Annotated in this window: 19 protein-coding genes and 1 pseudogene; 5 read left to right on the top strand and 15 right to left on the bottom strand. The window is 71.1% G+C overall.

Annotated features, from left to right (window positions below):
• Positions 1–3: 3 nt before the first annotated feature.
• Positions 4–528: a PadR family transcriptional regulator gene (locus Q5762_RS08810; RefSeq protein ID WP_315891430.1), complete on the bottom strand. Its 525-nt coding sequence runs from the start codon at positions 526–528 to the stop codon at positions 4–6.
• A gap of 250 nt (positions 529–778) precedes the next feature.
• Between Q5762_RS08810 and Q5762_RS08805 the strand changes: the two genes are divergently transcribed.
• The gene (locus tag Q5762_RS08805; RefSeq protein ID WP_315891429.1) at positions 779–2,980 is read left to right on the top strand and encodes a transglycosylase domain-containing protein; all 2,202 of its coding nucleotides are present in this window, start codon (positions 779–781) and stop codon (positions 2,978–2,980) included.
• Between the two features lie 98 nt (positions 2,981–3,078).
• Here Q5762_RS08805 and Q5762_RS08800 read toward each other — a convergent pair.
• The 4 genes and pseudogenes from Q5762_RS08800 to Q5762_RS08785 all read right to left on the bottom strand — a co-directional run bounded on the left by Q5762_RS08800 (position 3,079) and on the right by Q5762_RS08785 (position 9,240).
• A pseudogene (locus tag Q5762_RS08800) lies at positions 3,079–4,589 on the bottom strand (catalase).
• Positions 4,590–4,755: 166 nt separating this feature from the next.
• On the bottom strand, positions 4,756–6,837 hold the full coding sequence (locus Q5762_RS08795) for a SpoIIE family protein phosphatase (protein WP_315891428.1): 2,082 nt from the start codon (positions 6,835–6,837) through the stop codon (positions 4,756–4,758).
• Between the two features lie 289 nt (positions 6,838–7,126).
• On the bottom strand, positions 7,127–7,792 hold the full coding sequence (locus tag Q5762_RS08790) for a DUF402 domain-containing protein (RefSeq protein ID WP_315891427.1): 666 nt from the start codon (positions 7,790–7,792) through the stop codon (positions 7,127–7,129).
• Between the two features lie 44 nt (positions 7,793–7,836).
• Positions 7,837–9,240 (bottom strand): class II fumarate hydratase, encoded by a 1,404-nt coding sequence (locus Q5762_RS08785; RefSeq protein WP_315891426.1) that lies wholly within the window; start codon positions 9,238–9,240, stop codon positions 7,837–7,839.
• A 102-nt stretch (positions 9,241–9,342) separates the two neighbouring features.
• On the opposite strand from Q5762_RS08785, the gene Q5762_RS08780 reads away from it, so the two are divergent.
• Entirely contained in the window at positions 9,343–10,869 is a 1,527-nt protein-coding gene (locus Q5762_RS08780) for a ricin-type beta-trefoil lectin domain protein (RefSeq protein ID WP_315891425.1), read from the top strand.
• Positions 10,870–10,933: 64 nt separating this feature from the next.
• Here Q5762_RS08780 and Q5762_RS08775 read toward each other — a convergent pair whose 3' ends face one another.
• The 5 genes from Q5762_RS08775 to Q5762_RS08755 all read right to left on the bottom strand — a co-directional run bounded on the left by Q5762_RS08775 (position 10,934) and on the right by Q5762_RS08755 (position 15,188).
• Positions 10,934–11,551, bottom strand: a complete 618-nt coding sequence (locus tag Q5762_RS08775; protein ID WP_315891424.1) for a lipoprotein — start codon at positions 11,549–11,551, stop codon at positions 10,934–10,936.
• A 22-nt stretch (positions 11,552–11,573) separates the two neighbouring features.
• Positions 11,574–12,215, bottom strand: a complete 642-nt coding sequence (locus Q5762_RS08770) for an HAD family acid phosphatase (protein ID WP_315891423.1) — start codon at positions 12,213–12,215, stop codon at positions 11,574–11,576.
• A gap of 170 nt (positions 12,216–12,385) precedes the next feature.
• Entirely contained in the window at positions 12,386–14,059 is a 1,674-nt protein-coding gene (locus Q5762_RS08765; RefSeq protein WP_315891422.1) for a fumarate hydratase, read from the bottom strand.
• A 140-nt stretch (positions 14,060–14,199) separates the two neighbouring features.
• Positions 14,200–14,718: a TetR family transcriptional regulator gene (locus Q5762_RS08760; RefSeq protein WP_315891517.1), complete on the bottom strand. Its 519-nt coding sequence runs from the start codon at positions 14,716–14,718 to the stop codon at positions 14,200–14,202.
• Between the two features lie 104 nt (positions 14,719–14,822).
• Positions 14,823–15,188, bottom strand: coding sequence for a DUF1304 domain-containing protein (locus Q5762_RS08755; RefSeq protein ID WP_315891421.1), 366 nt, complete (start codon positions 15,186–15,188; stop codon positions 14,823–14,825).
• 101 nt (positions 15,189–15,289) lie between these two features.
• Here Q5762_RS08755 and Q5762_RS08750 point away from each other — a divergent pair, with 101 nt between their 5' ends.
• Together Q5762_RS08750 and Q5762_RS08745 are read left to right on the top strand one after the other, a co-directional pair.
• On the top strand, positions 15,290–16,021 hold the full coding sequence (locus Q5762_RS08750; protein ID WP_315891420.1) for a DUF1707 domain-containing protein: 732 nt from the start codon (positions 15,290–15,292) through the stop codon (positions 16,019–16,021).
• Positions 16,022–16,189: 168 nt separating this feature from the next.
• Entirely contained in the window at positions 16,190–16,561 is a 372-nt protein-coding gene (locus Q5762_RS08745) for a WhiB family transcriptional regulator (protein ID WP_315891419.1), read from the top strand.
• A 96-nt stretch (positions 16,562–16,657) separates the two neighbouring features.
• Here the strand turns inward: Q5762_RS08745 and glpX are convergent, their stop codons facing one another.
• On the bottom strand, positions 16,658–17,689 hold the full coding sequence (glpX, locus tag Q5762_RS08740) for a class II fructose-bisphosphatase (RefSeq protein ID WP_315891418.1): 1,032 nt from the start codon (positions 17,687–17,689) through the stop codon (positions 16,658–16,660).
• A gap of 134 nt (positions 17,690–17,823) precedes the next feature.
• Here glpX and Q5762_RS08735 point away from each other — a divergent pair, with 134 nt between their 5' ends.
• Complete coding sequence (locus tag Q5762_RS08735) at positions 17,824–18,339, top strand: DUF4245 domain-containing protein (protein ID WP_315891516.1); 516 nt, start codon at positions 17,824–17,826, stop codon at positions 18,337–18,339.
• Positions 18,340–18,403: 64 nt separating this feature from the next.
• On the opposite strand, the gene Q5762_RS08730 is transcribed toward Q5762_RS08735, so the two are convergent.
• From Q5762_RS08730 to Q5762_RS08715, 4 genes are all read right to left on the bottom strand, one after another.
• Entirely contained in the window at positions 18,404–18,994 is a 591-nt protein-coding gene (locus tag Q5762_RS08730) for a malonic semialdehyde reductase (RefSeq protein ID WP_315891417.1), read from the bottom strand.
• 124 nt (positions 18,995–19,118) lie between these two features.
• A complete protein-coding gene (locus Q5762_RS08725; protein ID WP_315891416.1) occupies positions 19,119–19,355 on the bottom strand; it encodes an exodeoxyribonuclease VII small subunit in 237 nt (78 codons plus the stop codon).
• A gap of 10 nt (positions 19,356–19,365) precedes the next feature.
• The gene (xseA, locus tag Q5762_RS08720) at positions 19,366–20,586 is read right to left on the bottom strand and encodes an exodeoxyribonuclease VII large subunit (RefSeq protein WP_315891415.1); all 1,221 of its coding nucleotides are present in this window, start codon (positions 20,584–20,586) and stop codon (positions 19,366–19,368) included.
• 34 nt (positions 20,587–20,620) lie between these two features.
• The gene (locus Q5762_RS08715; protein WP_315891414.1) at positions 20,621–21,964 is read right to left on the bottom strand and encodes an APC family permease; all 1,344 of its coding nucleotides are present in this window, start codon (positions 21,962–21,964) and stop codon (positions 20,621–20,623) included.

Genomic DNA, 21,964 nt, shown 5'->3' with positions numbered 1-21,964 from the left:
GGGTCATCGGAGGATCTCCTGGGCGAGCCGGTCGAGCCGGGCGGCGGTCAGCTCCAGCCAGCGCAGATCGGCTTCGAGGTGGAACAGGGCGTGGTCGCAGATCAGCTGGTCGGCGAGGTCGCCGTCCTTCTTTCGGCGGGTGAGGTCGCGCATCAGCCGCAGGTGCTCGGCCCGCTGGACGTCGAGCAGTTCGGCGGCGCCGCGTCCGGTGAGGAGGGCGAGGACGACCTTGGTGTAGAGCGTGGACCGGAGGTACGGCTCCGGCTTCTCGGGCCGGGCGAGCCACTGCTCGACATCGGTGACGCCGGCCTCGGTGATGGCGTACCGCTTCCGCTCGGGTCCGCCGCCGGCCTCGATGCCGTCGACCTCCACGAGGCCGTTCCTGAGCAGCCGGGACATGGTCGAGTAGACCTGCCCGTAGTGCAGCGGCCGGTCGTGACCGAACTTCTCGTCGAAGGCGCGCTTGAGGTCGTAGCCGTGGCGCGGTCCGGACTCCAGGAGCCCGAGGAGGGTGTGCCCGATAGACATGCCTGTCACTGTACACGGGGTGTATACGCACGATGTATAGCGGCGGGAATCCGCCCCGAAGGGGTGATGTGGCCTGCGCAGCACAACCATCCGGGCCCCATACGCGTCGGTTCCACCGGGACGGGTGCTGATTGTCACGCCCGGAAAGACCGGATCGATCGCCCTTTGTCAGCATCGGCGGTGTTAGCTTGCTGAGCTGATTCGGAGCGGACACCTGCCCGACACCACGACGAGCGGAGCGACGAAGACCATGGGCCGAGCGGACAAGGGCCAGGGGAAGAAGGGCGGGCGGATACGCCGCCTCTTCACCTGGAGGAAACTCCTGGGCACGTTCTTCGTCGGCTGCCTGCTCGTGATGGGTGCCTTCTACGCCGTCTACGTGATGGTCCCGGTGCCGATCGCCAACGCCCAGGCGACCATGCAGAGCAACGTCTACAAGTACGCCGACGGCAAGGTCCTGGCCCGCACCGGCGAGATCAACCGCGAGATCGTCGGCCTGGAGAAGATCCCGCTCGGCGTCCAGCACGCGTTCGTCGCCGCCGAGAACAAGACCTTCTACAAGGACAACGGCATCGACATCAAGGGCACCCTGCGCGGCGCCCTGAACACGGTCACCGGCAAGGGCAAGCAGGGTGGTTCGACCATCACCCAGCAGTACGTGAAGAACTACTACCTGGACCAGGACCAGACGGTCACCCGCAAGCTCAAGGAAATGGTGATCGCCCTCAAGGTCGACCAGCAGTCCTCGAAGGCGGAGATCCTCGCCGGGTACATGAACACCAGCTACTACGGTCGCAGCGCCTACGGCATCCAGGCCGCCGCCCAGTCGTACTACGGCGTCGACGCCACCAAGCTGACCGTCGCCCAGGGCGCCTACCTCGCCTCGCTGCTCCAGGCCCCCAACCAGTACGACTGGACCGCCGCCAGCCCGACCGGCCGGAAGCTGGTCGAGGAGCGCTGGGCCTACACCCTCGACAACATGGTCGAGGAGGGCTGGCTCGACGCGACCGAGCGGGCCGGCCTGAAGTTCCCCGCCCCGCAGAAGGCCAAGCCCGCCCCCGGCATGGAGGGCCAGCGCGGCTACCTCGTGGAGGCCGCCAACCAGGAGCTGGTGCGGCAGGGCATCCCCGAGAAGGACATCAAGGCCGGCGGCTGGACGATCACCCTCAACATCGACGAGCAGAAGCAGAAGGCGCTGGTCGAGGCGGTCGAGAAGCAGCTGGAGAAGAAGCTCGACCGCAAGGGCGACAAGAAGGACGCCACCGTCCAGGCCGGCGCCACCTCCGTCGACCCGAAGACCGGCCAGGTCGTCGCGATGTACGGCGGTGTCGGCGCCACCCAGCACTGGACGTCGAACGCCACCCGCCGCGACTACCAGCCCGCCTCGACCTTCAAGCCGCTCGTCCTCGCCTCCGCGCTCGACAACGGGGCCGAGACCCAGGACGGCCGGAAGATCGGCCTCGGCACGATCTACGACGGCACCAGCAAGCGCAAGGTCGTCGGCAGCAGCATCCCGTTCAGCCCGGAGAACGAGGACAACCAGAGCTACGGCCCGGTCACCGTCCAGAAGGCCACCAACAGCTCGATCAACTCCGTGTACGCGCAGATGATCGTGGACGTCGGCCCCGGCAACACCAAGAAGACCGCCATCGACCTCGGCATGAAGGACGGCGCCGACTTCGGCGAGACCCCCGCCATGTCGCTCGGCACCATGGGCGCCTCCACCTGGGACATGGCCGGCGTCTACGCCTCGCTCGCCAACCACGGCGTGAAGGTCACCCCGACCGTCGTGAAGTCCGCCGAGCACAAGGACCGCAAGGCCGACCCGGTGAAGTCGGTCGGCAGCCAGGTCATCAGCCGCGAGGCCGCCGACACCGTCACCAAGGCCATGACCGGCGTCGTCCGCAACGGCTCAGGCTTCCGCGCCGCGGGCGACTACGCGGCCGCGGGCAAGACCGGCACCTCGGAGAACAACCGCTCCGCCTGGTTCGTCGGCTACACCCCCGAGCTGGTCACCGCCGTCGGCCTCTTCGGCGAGGACACCAAGGGCAACCAGGTCACCCTGACCGACACGATCAACCCGGGCCGCGCCAACGGTGGCCGCACCCCGGCCCAGATCTGGGGCGCCTACACCACGGCCGCGCTCGACGGTGGCTCCGACGCCCGGTTCGACCTGGAGACCGGCGGCTCCGGCGACATCGTCGAGACCGAGCCGACGCCGACGCGGACCGGCTCCACGCCGTCCTCGACGCCGCCGCCCGCCACCGGCACCCCGGACCCGACGCAGCCGCCGACCTCGACGGCGACCACGCCGACGCAGCCGACGGGCACCGTCACGATCCCGCCGCCGCCCACGGAGACGACGGACCCGGTGCCCCCGACGACCGTCCCGCCGGTCGTCGGCGGTGACGACAGCGGCGAGGGCGACGGCAACGTCCGCCCGCCACGGTGACGCGACACGTGACGTGATGAAGGCCGGACCCCTCCCCCAGACTCCGTCCGGGGGACCCCCGGGTCCGGCCTTCGCCGTGTCGCGCTGTCGGCAGCGGCTCAGTCGCCGTTGACCTGCTTGGCGATCCGGTCGCCGAGATCCTTGTCGACATTGCGCCAGTACTGCACGGCGCGTTCCAGGACGGGCGCGCTGACGCCGTCCTTCAGATGCCCGCTGATGTTCGACACCAGGCGCTCACGGGCCGCGTCGTCCAGGACCTGGCGGACCATGGTGCCCGCCTGCGCCCAGTCGTCGTCCTCGCTGTGCAAGGTGTACGCCTCGCGGACCATCTCCCCGGCCGCCGCCCAGCCCGCGGGGTCGCCGAACGAGCGCACGTCGGCCTCGGGGCCGCCGTAGGAGTTCGGTGCGTACGGCCGGGCCGTCGCGGCCGGCTCGTACCGCATCGGGCCGTCCTTGGCGTACGAGGCGACCGGCGAACGCGGCCGGTTCGGCGGCAGCTGCGTGTAGTTCGGGCCGATCCGGTACCGGTGGGTGCCGGGGTAGGAGAAGAGCCGGCCGAGGAGCATCTTGTCCGGGGACGGGCCGATGCCCGGCACCAGGTTCGAGGGCTCGAAGGCGGCCTGCTCGATGTGGATGAAGCAGTCCTCCGGGTTCCTGTTCAGGGTCATCCGGCGGCCGACCTCGATCAGCGGGTGATCGCCGTGCGGCCACACCTTGGTCAGGTCGAACGGGTTGAAGCGGTAGCCGGGCGCGTCCTCGAACGGCATGATCTGGACGTTCATCGTCCAGCTCGGGGCGTTCCCGGAGTCGATCGCCTCGTACAGGTCGCGGCGGTGGACGTCCGGGTCCCGGCCGGCCAGATCGTCGGCCTCGGCCTGGGTCAGGAACGCGATGCCCTGGTCCGTCTTCAGGTGGTACTTCACCCAGAACCGCTCGCCGGCGCCGTTGACCCACAGGTAGGTGTGGGAGCTGTAACCGTTCATGTGGCGGTAGTCCCTGGGGACGCCGCGGTCGCCCATCAGCCACGTCACCATGTGCGCGGACTCGGGGGACAGCGTCCAGAAGTCCCACTGCATGTCGTGGTCGCGCAGCCCGTTGTCGGGGCGGCGCTGCTGGGAGCGGATGAAGTCCTGGAACTTCTGCGGATCGCGGACGAAGAAGATCGGGGTGTTGTTGCCGACCAGGTCGTAATTGCCGTGCTCCGTGTAGAACTTCAGGGCGAAGCCACGCGGGTCGCGCCAGGTGTCGGGGGAGCCCTGCTCGCCCGCGACCGTGGAGAAGCGGGCCGGCATCTCGCAGCGGGCGCCGGGCTGGAAGAGCGCGGCCTTGGTGAACTGGCTGACGTCGTTGGTGACTTCGAAGATGCCGTACGCGCCGGCGGCTGCGAAGATGCCGTACGCGCCGGCTCCCTTGGCGGGCACCACCCGCTCCGGGACCCTTCCCCAAGCTCTCAACTGCGTTCGAGCAGGGGAGACCCCATTCGGTTGAACTGGGCCGTCTTCTCGATGAGGTAGTGGTCCTGGAGCAGGATCGGGCCGTTGGCCCCGACGGTGAGCGAGTGCTCGTCGCTCTCCACCGGGATGCCGGCGTTGTTCGTCGTGTAGGTCACGAGCGTCCTCCCGTCGGTGGGGAACGTGGGGTGGGTTCGCTTCGTCCACCACCAAAGTCAACCCCGCCGACGGGAGGAAGGCAATATTTGTCCGGATTTAGACATGTTCGTAGTGCTCGTGGTGCCGGGTTCTCGTGGCTACGTACGAGTGGCCGGGTTCTCGTGGCTATGGACGAGTGGCCAGCTCGAACCAGACGACCTTGCCGCCCGAGAGCCGCGTCGCCCCCCACCGCCGCGCCAGCCGGTTCACCAGGAAGAGACCGCGTCCGCCCTCGTCGGTGTCCCGGGCCCGCCGCTGCCGGGGCAGCTGCGGGGAGTCGTCGCCGACCTCGCAGCGCAGCACGTCGGTCTTCAGCAGCCGCAGGGTCACCGGCCGCTCCGCGTACCGCACGGCGTTCGTCACGACCTCGCTGATCAGCAGCTCGACCGAGTCCGACAGCTCCTCCAGGTCCCAGCGGGCGAGCGCCCGCCGGGCCAGCCGCCTGGCCCGGCCCGGTGCCGCGTCCTCCGGTTCCAGGAACCAGTACGCCACGTCACTGGGTGCGATCCCGTCGAAACGGGCCGCGAGCAGCGCGATGTCGTCGTCCCGGTCGCCCGGGCCGAGCATGTCGAGGATGTCGTCGCAGAGCGCCTCAAGCGGCGGCGAGTGGTCCGGTCCGGTCAGCTGGGCGGTCGCCGCGAGGCGCTCCCGCAGCTGCTCTATCCCGGTCCACACGTCCCGCAGCCGGGACTCGACCAGGCCGTCGGTGTACAGCAGCAGCGTGGCGCCCGCCGGGGCGTCCAGCTCGACCGCCTCGAAGTCCACCCCGCCCACGCCGATCGGCGCCCCGGGCGGGACGCGCAGGACCTCCGCGCGGCCGCCGAGGTGGAGCAGGATCGGCGGCGGGTGGCCCGCGTTGGCGATGGTGATCCGGTGCGAGACCGGGTCGTACACCGCGTACATGCAGGTCGCCATCCGGTCCTGGCCGAGCCGCTGGGCCTGCTCGTCCAGGTGGTGCAGGACCTCCTGCGGCGGCAGGTCGAGCCCGGCCAGGGTCTGCGCGGTGGTCCGCAGCTGGCCCATGATCGCGGCGGAGGTCATGGAGTGGCCCATGACGTCGCCGACGACCAGCGCCACCCGGCTGCCGGGCAGCGGGATCGCGTCGTACCAGTCGCCGCCCACCCGGGCCGTCTCGGCCGCCGGCAGGTAGCGGGAGGCGAGCCGGACACCGGTCGGCTGCGGCAGCGAGTCCGGCAGCATCGTGCGCTGCAGCTCGTCGGCGATGTACGCCTCACGCCCGTACAGCACGGCCTTGTCGATGCCTAGCGCGGTGTGCGTGGCCAGCTGGGCCGCCACGAGCAGGTCGTTCGGTTCAAAACCGGGCCGCTCGGGCCGGCGCAGGAACACGGCGGCGCCGATCACCCGGCGCCGCCCCCGCAGCGGGGCCAGGATCGCCCGGTGCCCGCGCGGCAGGCCGTGCTCGGGGCCGAGCAGCTCGGGCAGCGCGGCGCGGGCCGCGGCGGAGTCGCCGAAGACCGGCCGGACGCCGCGCAGCACCTCGGCCAGGGCCCCGCCGGAACGCACCTCGCAGAGTTCGGCCGCGGGGGTCGGGTCCGGGTCGGGGACGAGCATCATCTCCTCGCCCTCCACATCCGTTAAGCGCAGCCTGTCCGTGCGGCGCAGCCGTAGCACGAACGGCGCGACCGGCCGTTCGTCGCCGACCGGGAGCGGATCGCGGAGGTAGACCAGGATCGCGTCGGAGAAGGTCGGCACGGTCGCCCGGCAGAGGCCGAGCACGATCTCGTCGAGGTCTATGCCGCGCGCGATCCGCCGGGTCGCCGCGCCCACGAACCGCAGCCGGTCGCCCTCGCGGCGCGCGGCGGCGAGATCGGGCGTGCCGGGTGGACTGGCTGTGCCGGGCGCGGTGGCGCTCACGGGCACGGCCGCCGCGGGCGTGCCGGCGCCCCCGGCGGGGGGCGTCGGGTGGGTCGCGGCGGTCCCGGTGGCGGCGTGCTCGTCGCCGGGGGCCGCGGGCGCGGGCGCGCCCGGCTGGCCGCCCGGCTGGCCGCCCGCCTGTCCGGGCACGGGGGCACCTCTGCCGGTGTGGCGCGCGCCGGGCGCGCCGCCGTCGGCGCCGGACCGGGGGCCCGGCGCGCCGGGCTGGGCCGGCACCGGGGTCTCGGCCGCCTGCTGCCGGGGGCGGGTGCGCTCATGCGGCCGGGCAGCCAGCGGCTGCCGGCCTTCGTGGGAGGTGGGATGCTCCGTCACGCGTGGGATTCCGTCCGTCCGGGCCGGTGGTGCGATGCACTCGCTCTTCTCGCCGATGCCGCGCCTTCACGGGGGATAAACCCCTGGCGCGCGGTGGATCTGAATGCCCCGCGAGCAGCGGCTACGACAGGGGTCGGCACACCCGGGCAGACGTCCGGCACTGCTCTCCCCCTCAGAATGACTTACGGTCAGGTCCTGCGCTGTGCTGCGTGGTTGACGCCTCGTTCGGTGGATCACCGCCTTGCGGAGGACGATCCTACGTTTGCACCCCGGGGGCGCATCAAGGGTCTCACGGAGCCGTGTGCGCCGGGGTGCGATCCCAGTCCGCCGGCAGCTCGGGCACCGTCCACCCGGGATCGGGCCGCCAGTCCTCCCAGCCGTCCCGGAACGGCGGGCCCCAGGCCCGGATCGTCTCGACGGCGGCGTCGCCCGCCGCCCGGACCCGCGCGGCCTGCGCGGCGTCCATCAGGCCGGCCCGCTGGGCCTGCGCGAACTCGTCCTCGTCCCGCCACAGCCAGCTGCGGTCGGGGTAGACGGAGATGTCGAGGAAGTGGTCCTCGGAGTCGACGCCGCCGGACCACCGGGTGCGCGGCTCCTCCAGGTTGACGTACCAGCTGCTGAACTGCCAGCCGCGCTCCCAGAACAGCCAGACCGACCACGGGTCCGCGGGCCGGGCGAGCTTCAGCACGCCCGCCCCGGACCAGCGGGCGCGGACCGTGGTGCGCGGGGCGGTGTAGCGGGTGGCGAGCGGCTCCTGGTGAACGGGGGTGCCGTCGGCGAGCACCGGTTTGACGCACTCGGTGCCCGGCGCCATCCAGACCGCGAGCAGCTCGGGGGTGTCGCGGACGACCGTCACCGGCCGGCAGATGTGCACGTCGCCGGAGCCGTTGCCGCGGTAGCGCCAGAGGATGTGCTCCCCCGGCGCCCAGTACTGAGAACCGACCGATCCTGTCATGCGCAGATCCTAGGGGGGCGCCCCCGCGGCCGCTGCGGCGCAGGTCACGGATGAGTCATACGCAGCACGTCCAGCGCCTCGTCCAGTTGCCCGACCGTCAGGTCGCCCCGCTCGACGTACCCGCCCTCCAGGACGACCTGGCGGATCGTCTTGCGTTCGGCGAGGGACCGCTTGGCGACCTTCGCGGCCTCCTCGTAGCCGATGTACCTGTTCAGCGGGGTGACGACGGACGGCGACGACTCGGCGTACTCGCGGGCCCGTTCGACGTTCGCGGTGATGCCGTCGACCGTACGGTCGGCCAGCAGCCGCGCGGCGTTGGCCAGGAGCCGTACGGATTCCAGCAGGTTCTTGGCCATCACCGGGAGCATCACGTTGAGCTCGAAGTTCCCGGCGGCGCCCGCGACGGCGACCGTGGTGTCGTTTCCGGTCACCTGCGCGGCGACCATCAGAACGGCCTCCGGAATGACCGGATTCACCTTGCCGGGCATGATCGAGGAGCCGGGCTGGAGGTCGGGGAGGTTGATCTCGGCGAGGCCGGTGCGCGGTCCGCTGGCCATCCAGCGCAGATCGTTGGCGATCTTCGTGAGGCCGACGGCGACGGTCCTGAGCTGGCCGGACGTCTCCACCAGGCCGTCCCGGGCGCCCTGTGCCTCGAAGTGGTCGCGGGCCTCGGTGAGCGGCAGGCCGGTGGCCGCGACGAGTTCGGCGATGACGGCGGCGGAGAAGCCCGGTGGCGTGTTGATGCCGGTGCCCACCGCCGTACCGCCGAGCGGGAGTTCGGCGAGCCGGGGGAGGGAGGCGTGCAGCCGCTCGATCCCGTACCGGACCTGGGCCGCGTAGCCGCCGAACTCCTGGCCGAGGGTGACCGGGGTGGCGTCCATGAGGTGCGTACGACCGGACTTCACGACCTCCGCGAATTCGGCTGATTTCCGCTCCAGGGAGGCGGCCAGGTGTTCGAGTGCCGGGACGAGGTCCTGGGTCACGGCGGCCGTGGCGGCGATGTGGATGGAGGACGGGAAGACGTCGTTGGAGGACTGCGAGGCGTTGACGTGGTCGTTGGGGTGGACCTCGCGGCCCTCGGGGAGCCGCTCGCCGGCGAGCGTGGCGATGACCTCGTTGGTGTTCATGTTGGAGGAGGTGCCCGAGCCGGTCTGGAAGACGTCGACCGGGAAGTGCGCGTCCCAGCGGCCGTCGGCGACCTCGGCGGCGGCGGTCACGATGGCGTCGGCGAGGTCCTGGTCGATCACCCCGAGGGAGGCGTTGACCTTGGCGGCGGCCGCCTTGATCCGGGCCAGGGCCGCGATGTGGGCGCTCTCCAGACGCTGCCCCGAGACGGGGAAGTTCTCGACGGCCCGCTGGGTCTGGGCCCGCCACTTGGCGTGCGCGGGCACCCGCACCTCGCCCATCGAGTCGCGCTCGATCCGGTACTCGCTCTTCTCGTCAGTCATGTCAACCTCCATGCAAAGGTGAGCACTTGTCTTGTTCTGGCTATTCCCATTGCGCTTACCGGCCAGTAAAAACCGTGGGTAACCCCACTTCCAGGAGGCGCAATGAGGCGCACCAGGTACAGACTCCGTTGGGCGATCGCGGCCACCGCCGCGGCCGCCGCGGCCTTCGGATCCATGACGGCCGTCGCCCCCGCCGGCGCGGCCGAGGCGACCACCCGTACCGTCACCGCCGTACCGCTCCCGGCCGAGCTCGAGGCGATCCGGGCCGCCGAGGCCACCGCGATCTACGGCAGCCCCGAGGAGCGCCCGCTCGCGCAGCGCAGGACCGGACTGATCTCGCTCGGCGACAGCGAGATTTCCGGCGAGGGCGTCGGCACGTACGAGCCGCCCACCAACGGGCCGACCAACTGGTGCCACCGGTCGCCCGAGGCCGCCATCCACCGCACCGGGATCCCCGCGGACCTCACCTTCAACGTCTCCTGTTCCGGTGGCTACACCGGCAACATCAGGATCGGCGGCTCGAAGCAGTACGCCGACGAACTCGTCCAGAGCGACAGCCTGGCGATCAAGGCCCGCAACACCCGGATCAAGATGGTGGTGCTCGTCGCCGGCGCCAACGACGACCTCCAGTTCGGCCCGGTGATGACGGACTGCGTCACCCGGTACCTGACCCTCCAGGGCCCGTGCGAGCCGAAGTACGCCGGCGGCTGGCAGGCCCGCGTCGACGCCCTCGTCCCCAAGGTCGAGCAGACCGTCCGCGACCTGAAGACCGTGATGCGCGACGCCGGGTACGCCGACGGCGACTACAAGCTCGTCGTCATGGGCTACCCGAGCCCGATCGGCCCCGACTTCAAGGACAACCCGAACTTCCCCGGCAAGCTCGCCTGCGGCGGTCTCGGCTACGACTCCGACACCGTGTGGGGCCGTAACACCGCCGTCCCCGCCTTCGAGCGCGGCATGCGGAAGGCCGCCGCGAACACCGGGGCGACCTACCTCGACAACTCGCGGCTCTTCCACGGCCACGAGGTCTGCACGGAGGACACCTGGGCCAGGGGCCTGTACATCGACCTCTCCAAGCCCGGCACCCCGGACGAGAACTCGGTCCGGCAGTCCTTCCACCCGAACGCGAGCGGCCACCGCGCCTTCGCGTCCTGCCTCACCCAGGTCTACGACTCCGGCCTGCGCGAGGCCAGTTGCGCGGACGTCAACTCCACCGGGAAGCCGACCCTCTTCCCGTACGCCTGGGACGACGTCTACAAGCCGCTGAGGAACCAGGCCACCGGCGACTGCGTGGACGTGAACGCCGCCACCAGCGCCAACGGCACCGCCGTCCTCGGCTGGGACTGCCACGGCGGCCGCAACCAGGGCTGGTGGTACGACTCCGCCCGGCAGACCGTCCACACGGAGCTGACCCAGGACCGCTGCCTGGACGTGCCGGGCGCCCGCTACCGGACGGGCGAGCCGCTGATCGTCTGGAACTGCTCGGGCGCCGCGAACCAGAAGTTCGTCCGCGACGGCGCCACGATCCGGCCGACGGCCGCGACCGGGCTCTGTCTGACGCAGGCGGCGGCGAAGCAGCCGCTGCGGCTGCAGAACTGCGACGGCTCGGCGAACCAGCGGTTCGCCTGACCGAGACGCCGTGGCCCCCGTCCGGTGCGGGACGGGGGCCACGGTCATGCCATGCGTGCGATGCCTACAGGCCCTTGAGCGTGCCGCGGGCCAGTTCGTAGGCCGGGAGCATCTCGCGGTGCTCCTGGGAGTCGAGTCCGCCGAGATGGACGATCACCGTCCCCTTCGGGGCGGCGACGGCGAAGGCGCTCTCCTCCTTCGACTCCTCCATCAGCTTGTTGTAGACGGTGTACGTCACCTCGACGACCGGCAGCGCACCGGCCTTCGTCTCCTTGTAGGAGACCTTGGAGGTGTTCTGCTCCGCCTTCACGAACCCTTCGAGGGCGGTACGGGCGGGGCCCGTACCGGCCGTCCACACCCGCAGATAGCCGATGTTGCCGGCCGGCTTCGCGTCGATCTCGCAGACCATCGTCGCCGGCCCCTGCTTGCCGAGGGCGGCGAACACCTCGTCGTCGGTGGCCTTCACGGCCGCCGGCCTCCAGTCCGCCGCCAGACCGAAGGAGACCGGCAGCTCGCAGGCGCTGCCGGCCGCCCCGACGGACCCGGCGGCCTTGGCCGCCTCGGCGGCGGGGGACTTCGCGGGCTGCACGACGTGGTCGGGCTCCGGCGTGGTGCCCGCGCAGCCGGTGAGCGCCCCGGCGGCCACGAGGGCCGGGACCAGGACCCGTATCGGATGTCTCATGGCCGCGAGACTATCCCGCTGGTCAGGAGAGCTTGCCGCCGTAGTCCGGCAGCTTGAAGGCGCGCTCGGCGTGGCCGCCGACGATGTCGGTGGTGTTGTTGCCGATGTTGGCGATGATCGTGTAGCCCTTGGCCTCGATCTCCGCGCGCTTCTCCGTCTTGTACGCGCTGACCTCCGCGAACAGGTCGGGCAGAGAGCGCACGTAGAGACCGTCGACCGGGTAGCCGGCCTGCCTCAGGTTCCAGTGCGTGAGCGAGTAGATGATGCCGGGCCGCGCGGTGACGAAGAAGACGGCAACACCGTTGTCGTGTGCTTCGTCGACCAGGTCGCGGACGTCGGCGATGGCCGGGGTCGGCTGCTCCCAGAACGGGTGGAAGTCCGTCTCCAGGGAGGAGTTGTCGATGTCGAGGACGATCGCCTGCTTCTCGCGGCCGGCGTCCTTCGAGCGCTTCTCGATGTACGGGCGGGCCTCGGCGACGACGGCCGCCACGTCACGCCGCCAGGTCGTGTAGTCGACGTCGTCGAAGGCGGCGGCCGACGTCGAGTGGGTGTCCGGGTCGGCCGCGGAGGCGGCGGGCGCGGGCACGACGACGAGCAGGGTGGTCAGGGCGAAGGTGGCCGTGGTTCCGGCGGCGGCGCGCCTGAGGAGAGGTGCGGAGGGCATGGGGGGCTCCCGAGTGGTCGACCGGCTCAGTGGTTGACATGCTCGCGGCCGATACTGACGGGTAGGCGACGGGAAAGCTACTGGTTGGTAGCGAGAAATCGAGCGGAGATCGACAACACCCCCCGGTCCTGAAGGACCGAGAGGCGTCGGGGAGTTCGGGTACGGGCCGGTCAGCCGAGGCCGGGGCCCCGCACCGGGATGGTGGTGAAGGTCGGCTGAGCGGGTTCCTGCGAAGTGAAGAAGTCGTTGCCCTTGTCGTCCACGACGATGAACGCCGGGAAGTCCTCGACCTCGATCTTCCAGACGGCCTCCATGCCGAGCTCCTCGTACTCGACGACCTCGACCTTCTTGATGCAGTCCTGCGCGAGGCGCGCCGCCGGGCCGCCGATCGAGCCGAGGTAGAAGCCGCCGTGGCTGCCGCACGCGTTCGTCACCTGCTGCGAGCGGTTGCCCTTGGCCAGCATGACCTTGGAGCCGCCCGCGGCCTGGAACTGCTCGACGTACGAGTCCATCCGGCCGGCCGTCGTCGGGCCGAAGGAACCGGAGGCGTACCCCTCGGGGGTCTTCGCCGGGCCCGCGTAATAGACCGGGTGGTCCTTCAGGTACTGCGGCATCTCCTCGCCCGCGTCGAGCCGCTCCTTGATCTTGGCGTGCGCGATGTCGCGCGCCACGACCAGCGGGCCGGTCAGCGAGAGCCGGGTCTTGACCGGGTACTTGGTCAGCTCGGCGAGGATCTCGTCCATCGGCTGGTTGAGGTCGATCTTCACGACGTCACTCTCGGCGGAGAGGTGCTCGTCCGTCGTCTCCGGCAGGAAGCGCGCCGGGTCGGTCTCCAGCTGCTCCAGGAAGACGCCCTCGGCGGTGATCTTCGCGACGGCCTGCCGGTCGGCCGAGCAGGAGACGGCGATCGCGACGGGCAGCGAGGCGCCGTGGCGGGGCAGTCGGACGACGCGGACGTCGTGGCAGAAGTACTTGCCGCCGAACTGCGCGCCGATGCCGATCTTCTGCGTCAGCTCGAAGACCTTCTCCTCCAGCTCCGTGTCGCGGAAGCCGTGGCCGGTCTCGGCCGAGCCCTCGGTGGGCAGCTCGTCCAGGTAGTGCGCGGAGGCGTACTTCGCGGTCTTCAGCGCGAACTCGGCGGACGTGCCGCCGACGACGATCGCCAGGTGGTACGGCGGGCAGGCGGCCGTGCCGAGCGAACGGATCTTCTCCTCCAGGAACTTCATCATGCTCGCCTCGTTGAGCACGGCCTTCGTCTCCTGGTAGAGGAAGGACTTGTTGGCGGAGCCGCCACCCTTTGCCATGAAGAGGAACTTGTACGCGCCGCCGTCCGTCGCGTACAGCTCGATCTGCGCGGGCAGGTTCGAGCCGGTGTTCTTCTCCTCCCACATGGTGACCGGGGCCATCTGCGAGTACCGCAGGTTGAGCTTGGTGTACGCGTCGTAGATGCCCTTGGACAGGGCCTCCTCGTCGCGGCCGGGCGTCAGCACGTTCTGGCCGCGCTTGCCCATGACGATCGCGGTGCCGGTGTCCTGGCACATGGGCAGGACACCGGCGGCGGCGATGTTCGCGTTCTTGAGGAGGTCGAGCGCGACGAACTTGTCGTTGCCCGACGCCTCCGGGTCGTCGATGATCCGGCGCAGCTGGGCCAGGTGGGCCGGGCGCAGGTAGTGCTGGATGTCCTTGATCGCCTCGGCGGCGAGGGTGCGCAGCGCCTCCGGCTCGACCTTGAGGAACGTACGGCCGTCGGCCTCGAAGGTGGAGACACCTTCGGCGGTCACCAGGCGGTAGGGCGTGGTGTCCTCTCCCAGGGGGAGCAGATCGGAGTACGAAAACTCTGGCATGACGGCAGCCATTCCTCACTCGGCAGACGGCGGCGCCACCTCCATTGGCGGCGCCTCCTCCAGCGTAGAGCGCGGCCGCGGCCCCGATCCTGTGAGGTAAGGCTCACTCGGGGCCGGGACCCCGCCGAAGTGGAGTGTGGTCAGGCCAGCGGGGCGCGGTGGAGGGCGATCAGGAGTCGCCAGGTACGGCCCGCGATCTGTTCGGGGGTGGCCTCGATCAGGCCGTGCAGCCAGTCCGCGAGCAGCCCCGCGAAGGCCGCCGCCACCGCCGAGGCCACGAGGGCGGGCTCGGGCGCCCCGGCCAGCTCGCGCTCGCGCGCGCTGTACGCGCGCAGCTCCCGGTTCAGCAGCTCGCCGAGCGGCCCGCCGCCGCCGGGGCGCAGCAGGCTCCGGTAGAGCGGCGCGTGCGGGGCGACCTCGGCGAAGAAGGCGGGCAGGGCGGGCGGCGGGGTGGCCGGGTCGGGTGTGCCGCGCCAGGCGTGCAGGGCCTCGACCGCGTCCCGTACGACATCGGCACAGGCGTCCACGGCGAGGGCCTGGAGGTCGGCGTAGTGCAGGTAGAAGGTGGCCCGGCCGACCCCGGCCCGGCGGACGAGCGCGGCGACGCCGACCTCGTCGAGGGGGCGCTCGGTGCACTCCTCCAGGAGCGCGGCGCGCAGCTTGGCGCGGGTGCGGGCGGCGCGGGGGTCGGTGGTGCGTGGGTCCGGGGTGCGTGGGTCCGGGGTGCGCGGGTCCGGGGTGCGTGGGTCCGGGGTCGTGCTGGTCACCCCGCCCACAGTACGGCGGCCAGGGCGAGGGCCCCGGGAAGGGCCTGGGCGAGCAGGATCCGGCGGTTCGCGGTGAGTCCGCCGTACACCCCGGCGATCACCACGCAGGAGAGGAAGAAGACCTGGACCCGGTACCCGGTGGGGTCGGCGGCGATCAGGCCCCAGACCAGACCGGCGGCCAGGAAGCCGTTGTACAGCCCCTGGTTGGCGGCGAGCGGGGCGGTCGCGCGCGCCATGTCGGCGTCGAAACCGGAGAGTTCGCGCCCGGGGCGGCGCTCCCAGAGGAACATCTCCAGGACCAGGATGTAGACGTGCAGGGCGGCGACAAGGCCGACGGCGACGTTCGCAAGAGTAGTGGACACCTGTCCAGAGTACATGGACAGGTGTCCAGGAGCTTCTGGGGTTGGCTCGTCTCGGTCGTGCCCCCTAGTCGCGATCTATCGCGTTTCGCTACGCTGGCGTCGTGGACCTCGAAAAGCAGCCTCAGAAGCCGGTCGCCCCCGCCGAGCCCGCCCCGGCGCCGGCCGCTCCCGCCCCGGCTCCGGCGGCTCCCGCCGCCCCGGGGGACTCCCTGCGCGCCTCGGACGCCGACCGGGACCGGATCGCGGACATCCTCAGGGACGCGATGGCCGAGGGGCGGATCGACGCCGAGGAGCACTCCGAGCGGATCGACGCGGTGTACCGCGCCAAGACGGTGGGTGAGCTGGAGCCGATCGTCCGCGACCTGCCCGCCGGGAACCACCCCCGGACCGCGGCCGAGCCGGCGTACGCGTACGGCCCCGACGACGCCTCCGGCCCCGCCGAGAACATGGTCGCCGTCTTCTCCAGCACCACCCGTAAGGGCCGCTGGCGGGTGGGCCGCAGGACCAACGCCTTCGCGCTCTTCGGCAACATCGAGATCGACCTGACCGAGGCGCTCTTCGCCCAGCGGCTGACCACCATCAACGCCACGTCGATCTTCGGCAACGTGGAGGTCCGCGTCCCGGAGAACATCAGCCTGCGCGGCAACGGCACCGGCATCTTCGGCAACTTCGAGGTCGTCACGCTGGAGGCCGCCGACCCGCAGGCCCCGGTGGTCGTGATCAACGGCTACTCGGTCTTCGGCAACGTCGAGGCCAGGCCCAAGCGCGGAAAGTGGATCACCGACCTGCACAACCAGGTCCAGGACAAGCTGCGCAAGCATCTCGGCCACTGAGTCGCTGAACCGGTTCACCCGCTCCGACCTGGGGTGATGGAGTGACCGGATTCCGCCCCTCGGGTTCCGCACTCCGGAACTCGACGGCACGCAGTGCATAGGCGCGCGCACAGCGGGTAGGGCTGCTGCATCGTCTCTCGCTCGCGAAGCCGTCGTCAGGAGTAGACCGTGCTGCAACTGCCGCATCAGCCCCTCCAGGTCGCCGCCGTGCCGCCCCAGCGCGCCCCCGCGCGCGAGGACGAGGCCGGTCCCTGGCACACGGAGGCGGTGTGCCGTCGGGACGAAGCCGGACTGTTCTTCGCCCCCTCCAAGGAGCCGACCGCCTCGCGGCTCTCCCGCGAGGAGGCCGCCAAGCGGGTCTGCGCCCGCTGCCCCGTGATGGTCGAGTGCCGGGAGCACGCGCTGCTCCAGCCCGAGCCGTACGGCGTGTGGGGCGGGCTCACCGCCGCCGAGCGCCGTGTCGTGCTCGCCCGGCGCCGGCGGCGCGAGGTGGAGCTCCAGAAGGCCGCCGCGGCGGACCGGATCGCCGCGGCGGGCTGACCGGGGGAGAGGCTCGCCACGTCGGCCGTACGGCACGGGAAAGGGGCGCCCCCACCGCACATGGGGGGCGCCCCTTCCCGTACAACGGCTGTGACGTTACTTCGCCCGGTCGAAGTCGATCTTGCTGTACGCGCGCAGCTTCGACAGCCGGTGCTCGGAGTCGATCTGCCGGATCGTGCCGGACTTCGAGCGCATCACCAGCGACGAGGTGGTGGCGGTCTCCGAGCGGTAGCGGACGCCGCGCAGCAGCTCGCCGTCCGTGATGCCGGTGGCGACGAAGAACACGTTCTCGCCGCTGACCAGGTCGTTCGTGGAGAGCACCCGGTCCAGGTCGTGGCCCGCGTCGATCGCCTTCTGGCGCTCGGCGGCGTCCTTCGGCCACAGCTTGCCCTGGATCACACCGCCGAGGCACTTGATGGCGCAGGCCGAGATGATGCCCTCGGGCGTGCCGCCGATGCCGAGGAGCAGGTCCACGCCGGTGCCCTCGCGCACCGCCATGACCGAGCCCGCGACGTCGCCGTCCGAGATGAACTTGATCCGGGCGCCGGTCTCGCGGATCTCCTTGACGATGCCCTCGTGGCGGGGGCGGTCCAGGATGATGACGGTGACGTCCTCGGCGGCCATGTTCTTGGCCTTGGCGACCCGGCGGATGTTGACCGAGACGGGGGCGTTGATGTCGACGAAGTCGGCGGCCTCGGGGCCGGTGACCAGCTTGTCCATGTAGAAGACCGCGGACGGGTCGAACATGGTGCCGCGGTCGGCGGCGGCCAGGACGGCGATCGCGTTGGGCATGCCCTTGGCGTTGAGCGTGGTGCCGTCGATCGGGTCGACGGCGATGTCGACCTCGGCGCCGGTCCCGTCACCGACCCGCTCGCCGTTGAACAGCATGGGCGCTTCGTCCTTCTCGCCCTCGCCGATGACGACGACGCCGTTCATCGAGACGGTCGAGATGAGAGTCCGCATCGCGTTGACCGCGGCGCCGTCCGCGCCGATCTTGTCGCCGCGCCCGACCCAGCGGCCGGCGGCCATGGCGGCGGCCTCGGTCACCCGGACCAGCTCCAGGGCGAGGTTGCGGTCGGGGGCCTCGGGAGAGACCTCGAGCTCGGACGGCAGGGAATGCTCGGTCATCGGAGCGCACCTTTCTGTACGGCGACGGCCGGAATAAAGAGGGTGCTGCGACTCTATCGGTACGTCGACAAATTGAGCAGAGGGGCCCACGTATGAGCACAACACCATGATGCGACGATGGGGGCGTGGCAGGTATGCGAGGCAGGCAGACGGTACGCGGGATGTTTCAGTCGCTTGCGGTGATCTTGGTCGCCGCGGGTGTGATGTATCTCTTCATCCCGCACGACGAGAACGCCGATCCGGTCAAGGCGAAGGACTACCGGGTCGAGCTGGTGACGGCCCAGCGGGCGGCGCCGTATCCGGTGCTGGCCCCCGAGGGGCTCGGGGAGGGCTGGAAGGCGACGGTCGTCTCGTACAAGCGGGAACAGAACGACGCCTGGCAGCTGGGCTTCCTCGACCCCGACACCCAGTACGTGGCGATCCACCAGTCGACGGCGGAGCCGGAGACGTTCGTCCCCAAGGTCACGCAGCAGGCCAAGGACTCCGGGAAGACCCAGAAGGTGGCCGGCCAGGTCTGGCAGCGCTGGGAGGGGCCGAAGTACGACGCCCTGGTGCGCACGGACGGCGGCGCCACGACGGTCGTGACCGGGACGGCCTCCTTCGAGCGGCTGGCGGAGATGGCGGGCGCGCTGCAGTCGAAGAAGGCGTAGCCGTACGTACGCGAAAGCCCCCGGACTCCAGGAGTCCGGGGGCTTTCGCGTGGTGCGACGCGGATCAGATGGTGGTGACGACCTCGTCGTAGGACAGACGCGGGGAGCGCGGGAACCAGGCGTCCTCGCCCGGCTTGCCGATGTTGACGACCATCAGCGGGGTGTGGTCGTCGTCCAGGAACTCCTTCTGGAGGCCGGCGAAGTCCAGACCGGTCATCGGGCCGGCGGCCAGGCCGGCGGCGCGGACGCCGACGATGAAGTACGCGGCCTGGAGGGCGGCGTTCAGGAGTGCGGCGCTCTCGCGGGCCGGGCGCTCGGAGAAGAACATGTCCTTGGCCTGCGGGAAGTGCGGCAGCAGGGTCGGGAGCTCCTCGTGGAACTCGTTGTCCGCGGAGAGGATCGCGACCAGCGGGGCGGTGGCGGTCTTCGGCTGGTTGCCCTCGGCCATGTGCTTCACCAGGCGCTCACGCGCCTCGGGGGAGCGGACCAGGGTGATGCGCAGCGGGGTCTGGTTGAAGGCGGTCGGCCCGTACTTGACGAGGTCGTAGATCGCCTGGACCTGCTCGTCGGTCACCGGCTCGTCGGTGAACGTGTTGGCGGTGCGGGCCTCGCGGAAGAGGAGGTCCTGGGCGGTGGTGTCAAGGGCGAGGGGCATGCTGCGTACCTTCCGGACTGCAGGGGTTTCAAGCGATGCCCTCACCGTACGATGGTGATTGGTGAACTTTCAACAATCTGAACCGGATAGTGATCCGGTTCACATCTCGATGGTACGGGACCCGCTACTCGGCGTCCGCCTCGGCCCGGTCGTCGTCCTCCGGAGTTGCGAGGGAGGCGTCGAGACGGGCCCGCGCGCCCTCCAGCCAACGCCGGCACACCTTCGCCAATTCCTCGCCTCGCTCCCAGAGCGCGAGGGACTCCTCCAGGGTCGTTCCGCCCGTCTCAAGACGGCGAACGACCTCGATCAGCTCGTCGCGTGCCTGCTCGTACCCGAGCGCCTCTTCCGTGGTGGCTGCCATGGGAACCACCCTATGCGTCGGGTCCGACAACGCGCCGCACCGTGAACTCGCCCGCCGCGACCCGCGCCCGCAGCTCCTCGTCCACCGCGACCTCCGCCGGGTCCCGGACCACCGCGCCGTCCGCCCGCTGGAGCACCGCGTAACCGCGCTCCATCGTCGCGGCCGGCGACAGCGCCCGGACCCGGGCGCGGGTGTGCGACAGCTCCGAGTCGGCCCGGTCGAGCAGATGCCCGAGGGTCCGCCGGCTGCGGTGGAGCAGCGCGTCGAGCTCGTCCTCACGCTGCTCGACCATCCGCTGCGGATGCTCCATGACCGGCCGCGCGAGCGCGTGCGCGAGCCCGCGCTCCTCGCGGTCCAGCAGCCCCCGTACGGTCCGCAGGGCCCGGTCGCGCAGCGCCTGCACCCGGTCGAGCTCCTCGCCGACGTCCGGTACGACCTTCTTCGCGGCGTCGGTCGGCGTGGAGGCGCGCAGGTCGGCGACCAGGTCGAGCAGCGGCGCGTCCGGTTCGTGGCCGATCGCGGAGACCACCGGCGTACGGCAGTCGGCGACGGCCCGGATCAGCTGCTCGTCCGAGAACGGCAGCAGGTCCTCGACGCTGCCGCCGCCGCGGGCCACGATGATCACGTCCACGTCGCCGTGCGCGTCCAGCTCCTTCACGGCCTGGACGACCTGCGGCACGGCCTTCACGCCCTGCACGGCCACGTTCCGCACCTCGAAGCGGACGGCGGGCCAGCGGCGCCGCGCGTTCTCCAGGACGTCCCGCTCGGCGGCGGAGGCACGGCCGACGACGAGGCCGACGAGCTGGGGGAGGAACGGCAGCGGCTTCTTGCGGTCGAGCGCGAAGAGCCCCTCGGCGCCGAGGCTCCGCTTGAGCTGCTCCAGGCGGGCGAGCAGCTCCCCGATGCCGACCGGCTTGATCTCGACGGCCCGCAGCGACAGCTGCCCGCGCGGCGCGTACCACTCGGGCTTGGCGTGCACGACGACCCGGGCGCCCTCGGAGACGATGTCGGCGACGGCGTCGAAGACCTGGCGGTAGCAGGTGACGCCGATGGAGATGTCGTACGAGGGATCGCGCAGCGTCAGGAACACGACCCCGGCGCCGGGCCGCCGCGACAGCTGCGTGATCTGCCCCTCGACCCAGATGGCACCGAGCCGGTCGATCCAGCCCCCGATCAGCCGGGAGACCTCCCCGACGGGCAGCGGCGCTTCGGCGGACGTAGTGAGAGCCATGCGGCGAGCGTAGCGGCGGGCACGGACACCGCGGTCATTCCGAGCGCGCCGCTCCCTGCAGCGCGAGCACCACCAGGCCCACGCCCAGCCAGATCACGCCCACCACCTGCGCCGACACCGACGCCTCCACGATCACCGCGATCAGGATGGCCGCGCCCACCACCGGCATCACGACGTGCTTCAGCCAGTGCGGCGGCCCTTCCATCCGGCGTACCGCGAACCAGCCGACCACGCTCGCGTGCAGCAGCGTGAACGCCGTCAGTGCCCCGACGTCGACCACCGACACCAGGTGGTCGAGGCCGTCGTCGCGCTGGGCCGCCCAGACCGCCGCCACCATCGTCACCGCCGCCGCGAGCAGCAGCGCCACGCGCGGCACCCCCGAGTCCGTACGGGCGAGGGGCCGCGGCAGCCGCCGTTCCCGGCCCATCGCGAAGAGCAGCCGGCTCGCCGCAGCCTGCCCCGCGAGCGCGGCGAACGCCGCCCCGATCGCCTTCGACACCGCCACCAGGTCGTGCAGCCAGGTCCCCACCGACGCGTCCACCGCGTCGTAGAACGCGGACCCCTGCTTCCCCGGATCCGCCGCCAGCTCGGCCGACGACAGCGGTTCGAGCAGCGCCACCAGATACGTCTGGGCCACGAACAGCACACCGGCGAGCGCCAGGCACAACAGCACCGCCCGTGCCACCTTCTCCGAGCCCCCGGTGACCTCCTCCGCGAACGAGGCGATCGCGTCGAAGCCGAGATACGAGAGCACGGCCACCGACACCGCGCCGATCACGGCCGCGAGCGAGAACGTCGTGTCCCCGGCCAGCGGCGACCACCAGTCGCGCCGCGCCCCGTCCCGGACGAGGACGACGATCGCCGACACGACGAAGATCAGCAGCACCACGATCTCCATCGCGAGCACCGCGAAGCCGACGCGTGCCGCCGCCCGCACGCCCCACAGGTTGAGCAGCGTCGTGACGACCACCGCGATCATCGTCCACACCCACCGGTCCACCTCGGGGACCAGCGCCTCCATGGCGATGCCGGCGAAGAGGTACGCCACGGCCGGGATGAGGAGGTAGTCGAGCATCGCCATCCACCCGGCGACGAACCCCGGCCCCTCGCCCAGGCCCTTGCGGGCGTACGTGAAGACGGAGCCGGCGAGCGGGGCGACCCGCACCATCTGCGCGTAGCTGAAGGCCGTGAACGCCATCGCGACGGTGGCCACCACGTACACCAGTGCCACCGCGCCGTGCGACTTCGCGTCGAGCGTGCCGTAGACGCCGACGGGGGCCATGGGCGCGATGAAGAGCAGCCCGTAGACGACAAGGTCGCGGAACCCGAGGGTCCGCCGCAGTCCGGTGTGCGATGCCACCTGTGCTTCCTCGGCCAT

This window comes from Streptomyces sp. P9(2023), from assembly GCF_032436795.1.
Classification (GTDB): Bacteria; Actinomycetota; Actinomycetes; order Streptomycetales; family Streptomycetaceae; genus Streptomyces.
The sequence above is the reverse complement of the archived record's forward strand: the minus strand, read 5'-3'. Positions and strand labels throughout refer to the sequence as shown.

Excerpts from the sequence above, each read along its gene's own strand:
- Q5762_RS08810 (WP_315891430.1), bottom strand. The coding sequence starts at position 528 with ATGTCTATCGGGCACACCCTCCTCGGGCTCCTGGAGTCCGGACCGCGC.
- Q5762_RS08805 (WP_315891429.1), top strand. The coding sequence starts at position 779 with ATGGGCCGAGCGGACAAGGGCCAGGGGAAGAAGGGCGGGCGGATACGC.
- Q5762_RS08790 (WP_315891427.1), bottom strand. The coding sequence starts at position 7,792 with ATGACAGGATCGGTCGGTTCTCAGTACTGGGCGCCGGGGGAGCACATC.
- Q5762_RS08785 (WP_315891426.1), bottom strand. The coding sequence starts at position 9,240 with ATGACTGACGAGAAGAGCGAGTACCGGATCGAGCGCGACTCGATGGGC.
- Q5762_RS08780 (WP_315891425.1), top strand. The coding sequence starts at position 9,343 with ATGAGGCGCACCAGGTACAGACTCCGTTGGGCGATCGCGGCCACCGCC.
- Q5762_RS08775 (WP_315891424.1), bottom strand. The coding sequence starts at position 11,551 with ATGAGACATCCGATACGGGTCCTGGTCCCGGCCCTCGTGGCCGCCGGG.
- Q5762_RS08770 (WP_315891423.1), bottom strand. The coding sequence starts at position 12,215 with ATGCCCTCCGCACCTCTCCTCAGGCGCGCCGCCGCCGGAACCACGGCC.
- Q5762_RS08765 (WP_315891422.1), bottom strand. The coding sequence starts at position 14,059 with ATGCCAGAGTTTTCGTACTCCGATCTGCTCCCCCTGGGAGAGGACACC.
- glpX (WP_315891418.1), bottom strand. The coding sequence starts at position 17,689 with ATGACCGAGCATTCCCTGCCGTCCGAGCTCGAGGTCTCTCCCGAGGCC.
- Q5762_RS08735 (WP_315891516.1), top strand. The coding sequence starts at position 17,824 with ATGCGAGGCAGGCAGACGGTACGCGGGATGTTTCAGTCGCTTGCGGTG.
- Q5762_RS08730 (WP_315891417.1), bottom strand. The coding sequence starts at position 18,994 with ATGCCCCTCGCCCTTGACACCACCGCCCAGGACCTCCTCTTCCGCGAG.
- Q5762_RS08725 (WP_315891416.1), bottom strand. The coding sequence starts at position 19,355 with ATGGCAGCCACCACGGAAGAGGCGCTCGGGTACGAGCAGGCACGCGAC.
- xseA (WP_315891415.1), bottom strand. The coding sequence starts at position 20,586 with ATGGCTCTCACTACGTCCGCCGAAGCGCCGCTGCCCGTCGGGGAGGTC.
- Q5762_RS08715 (WP_315891414.1), bottom strand. The coding sequence starts at position 21,964 with ATGGCCGAGGAAGCACAGGTGGCATCGCACACCGGACTGCGGCGGACC.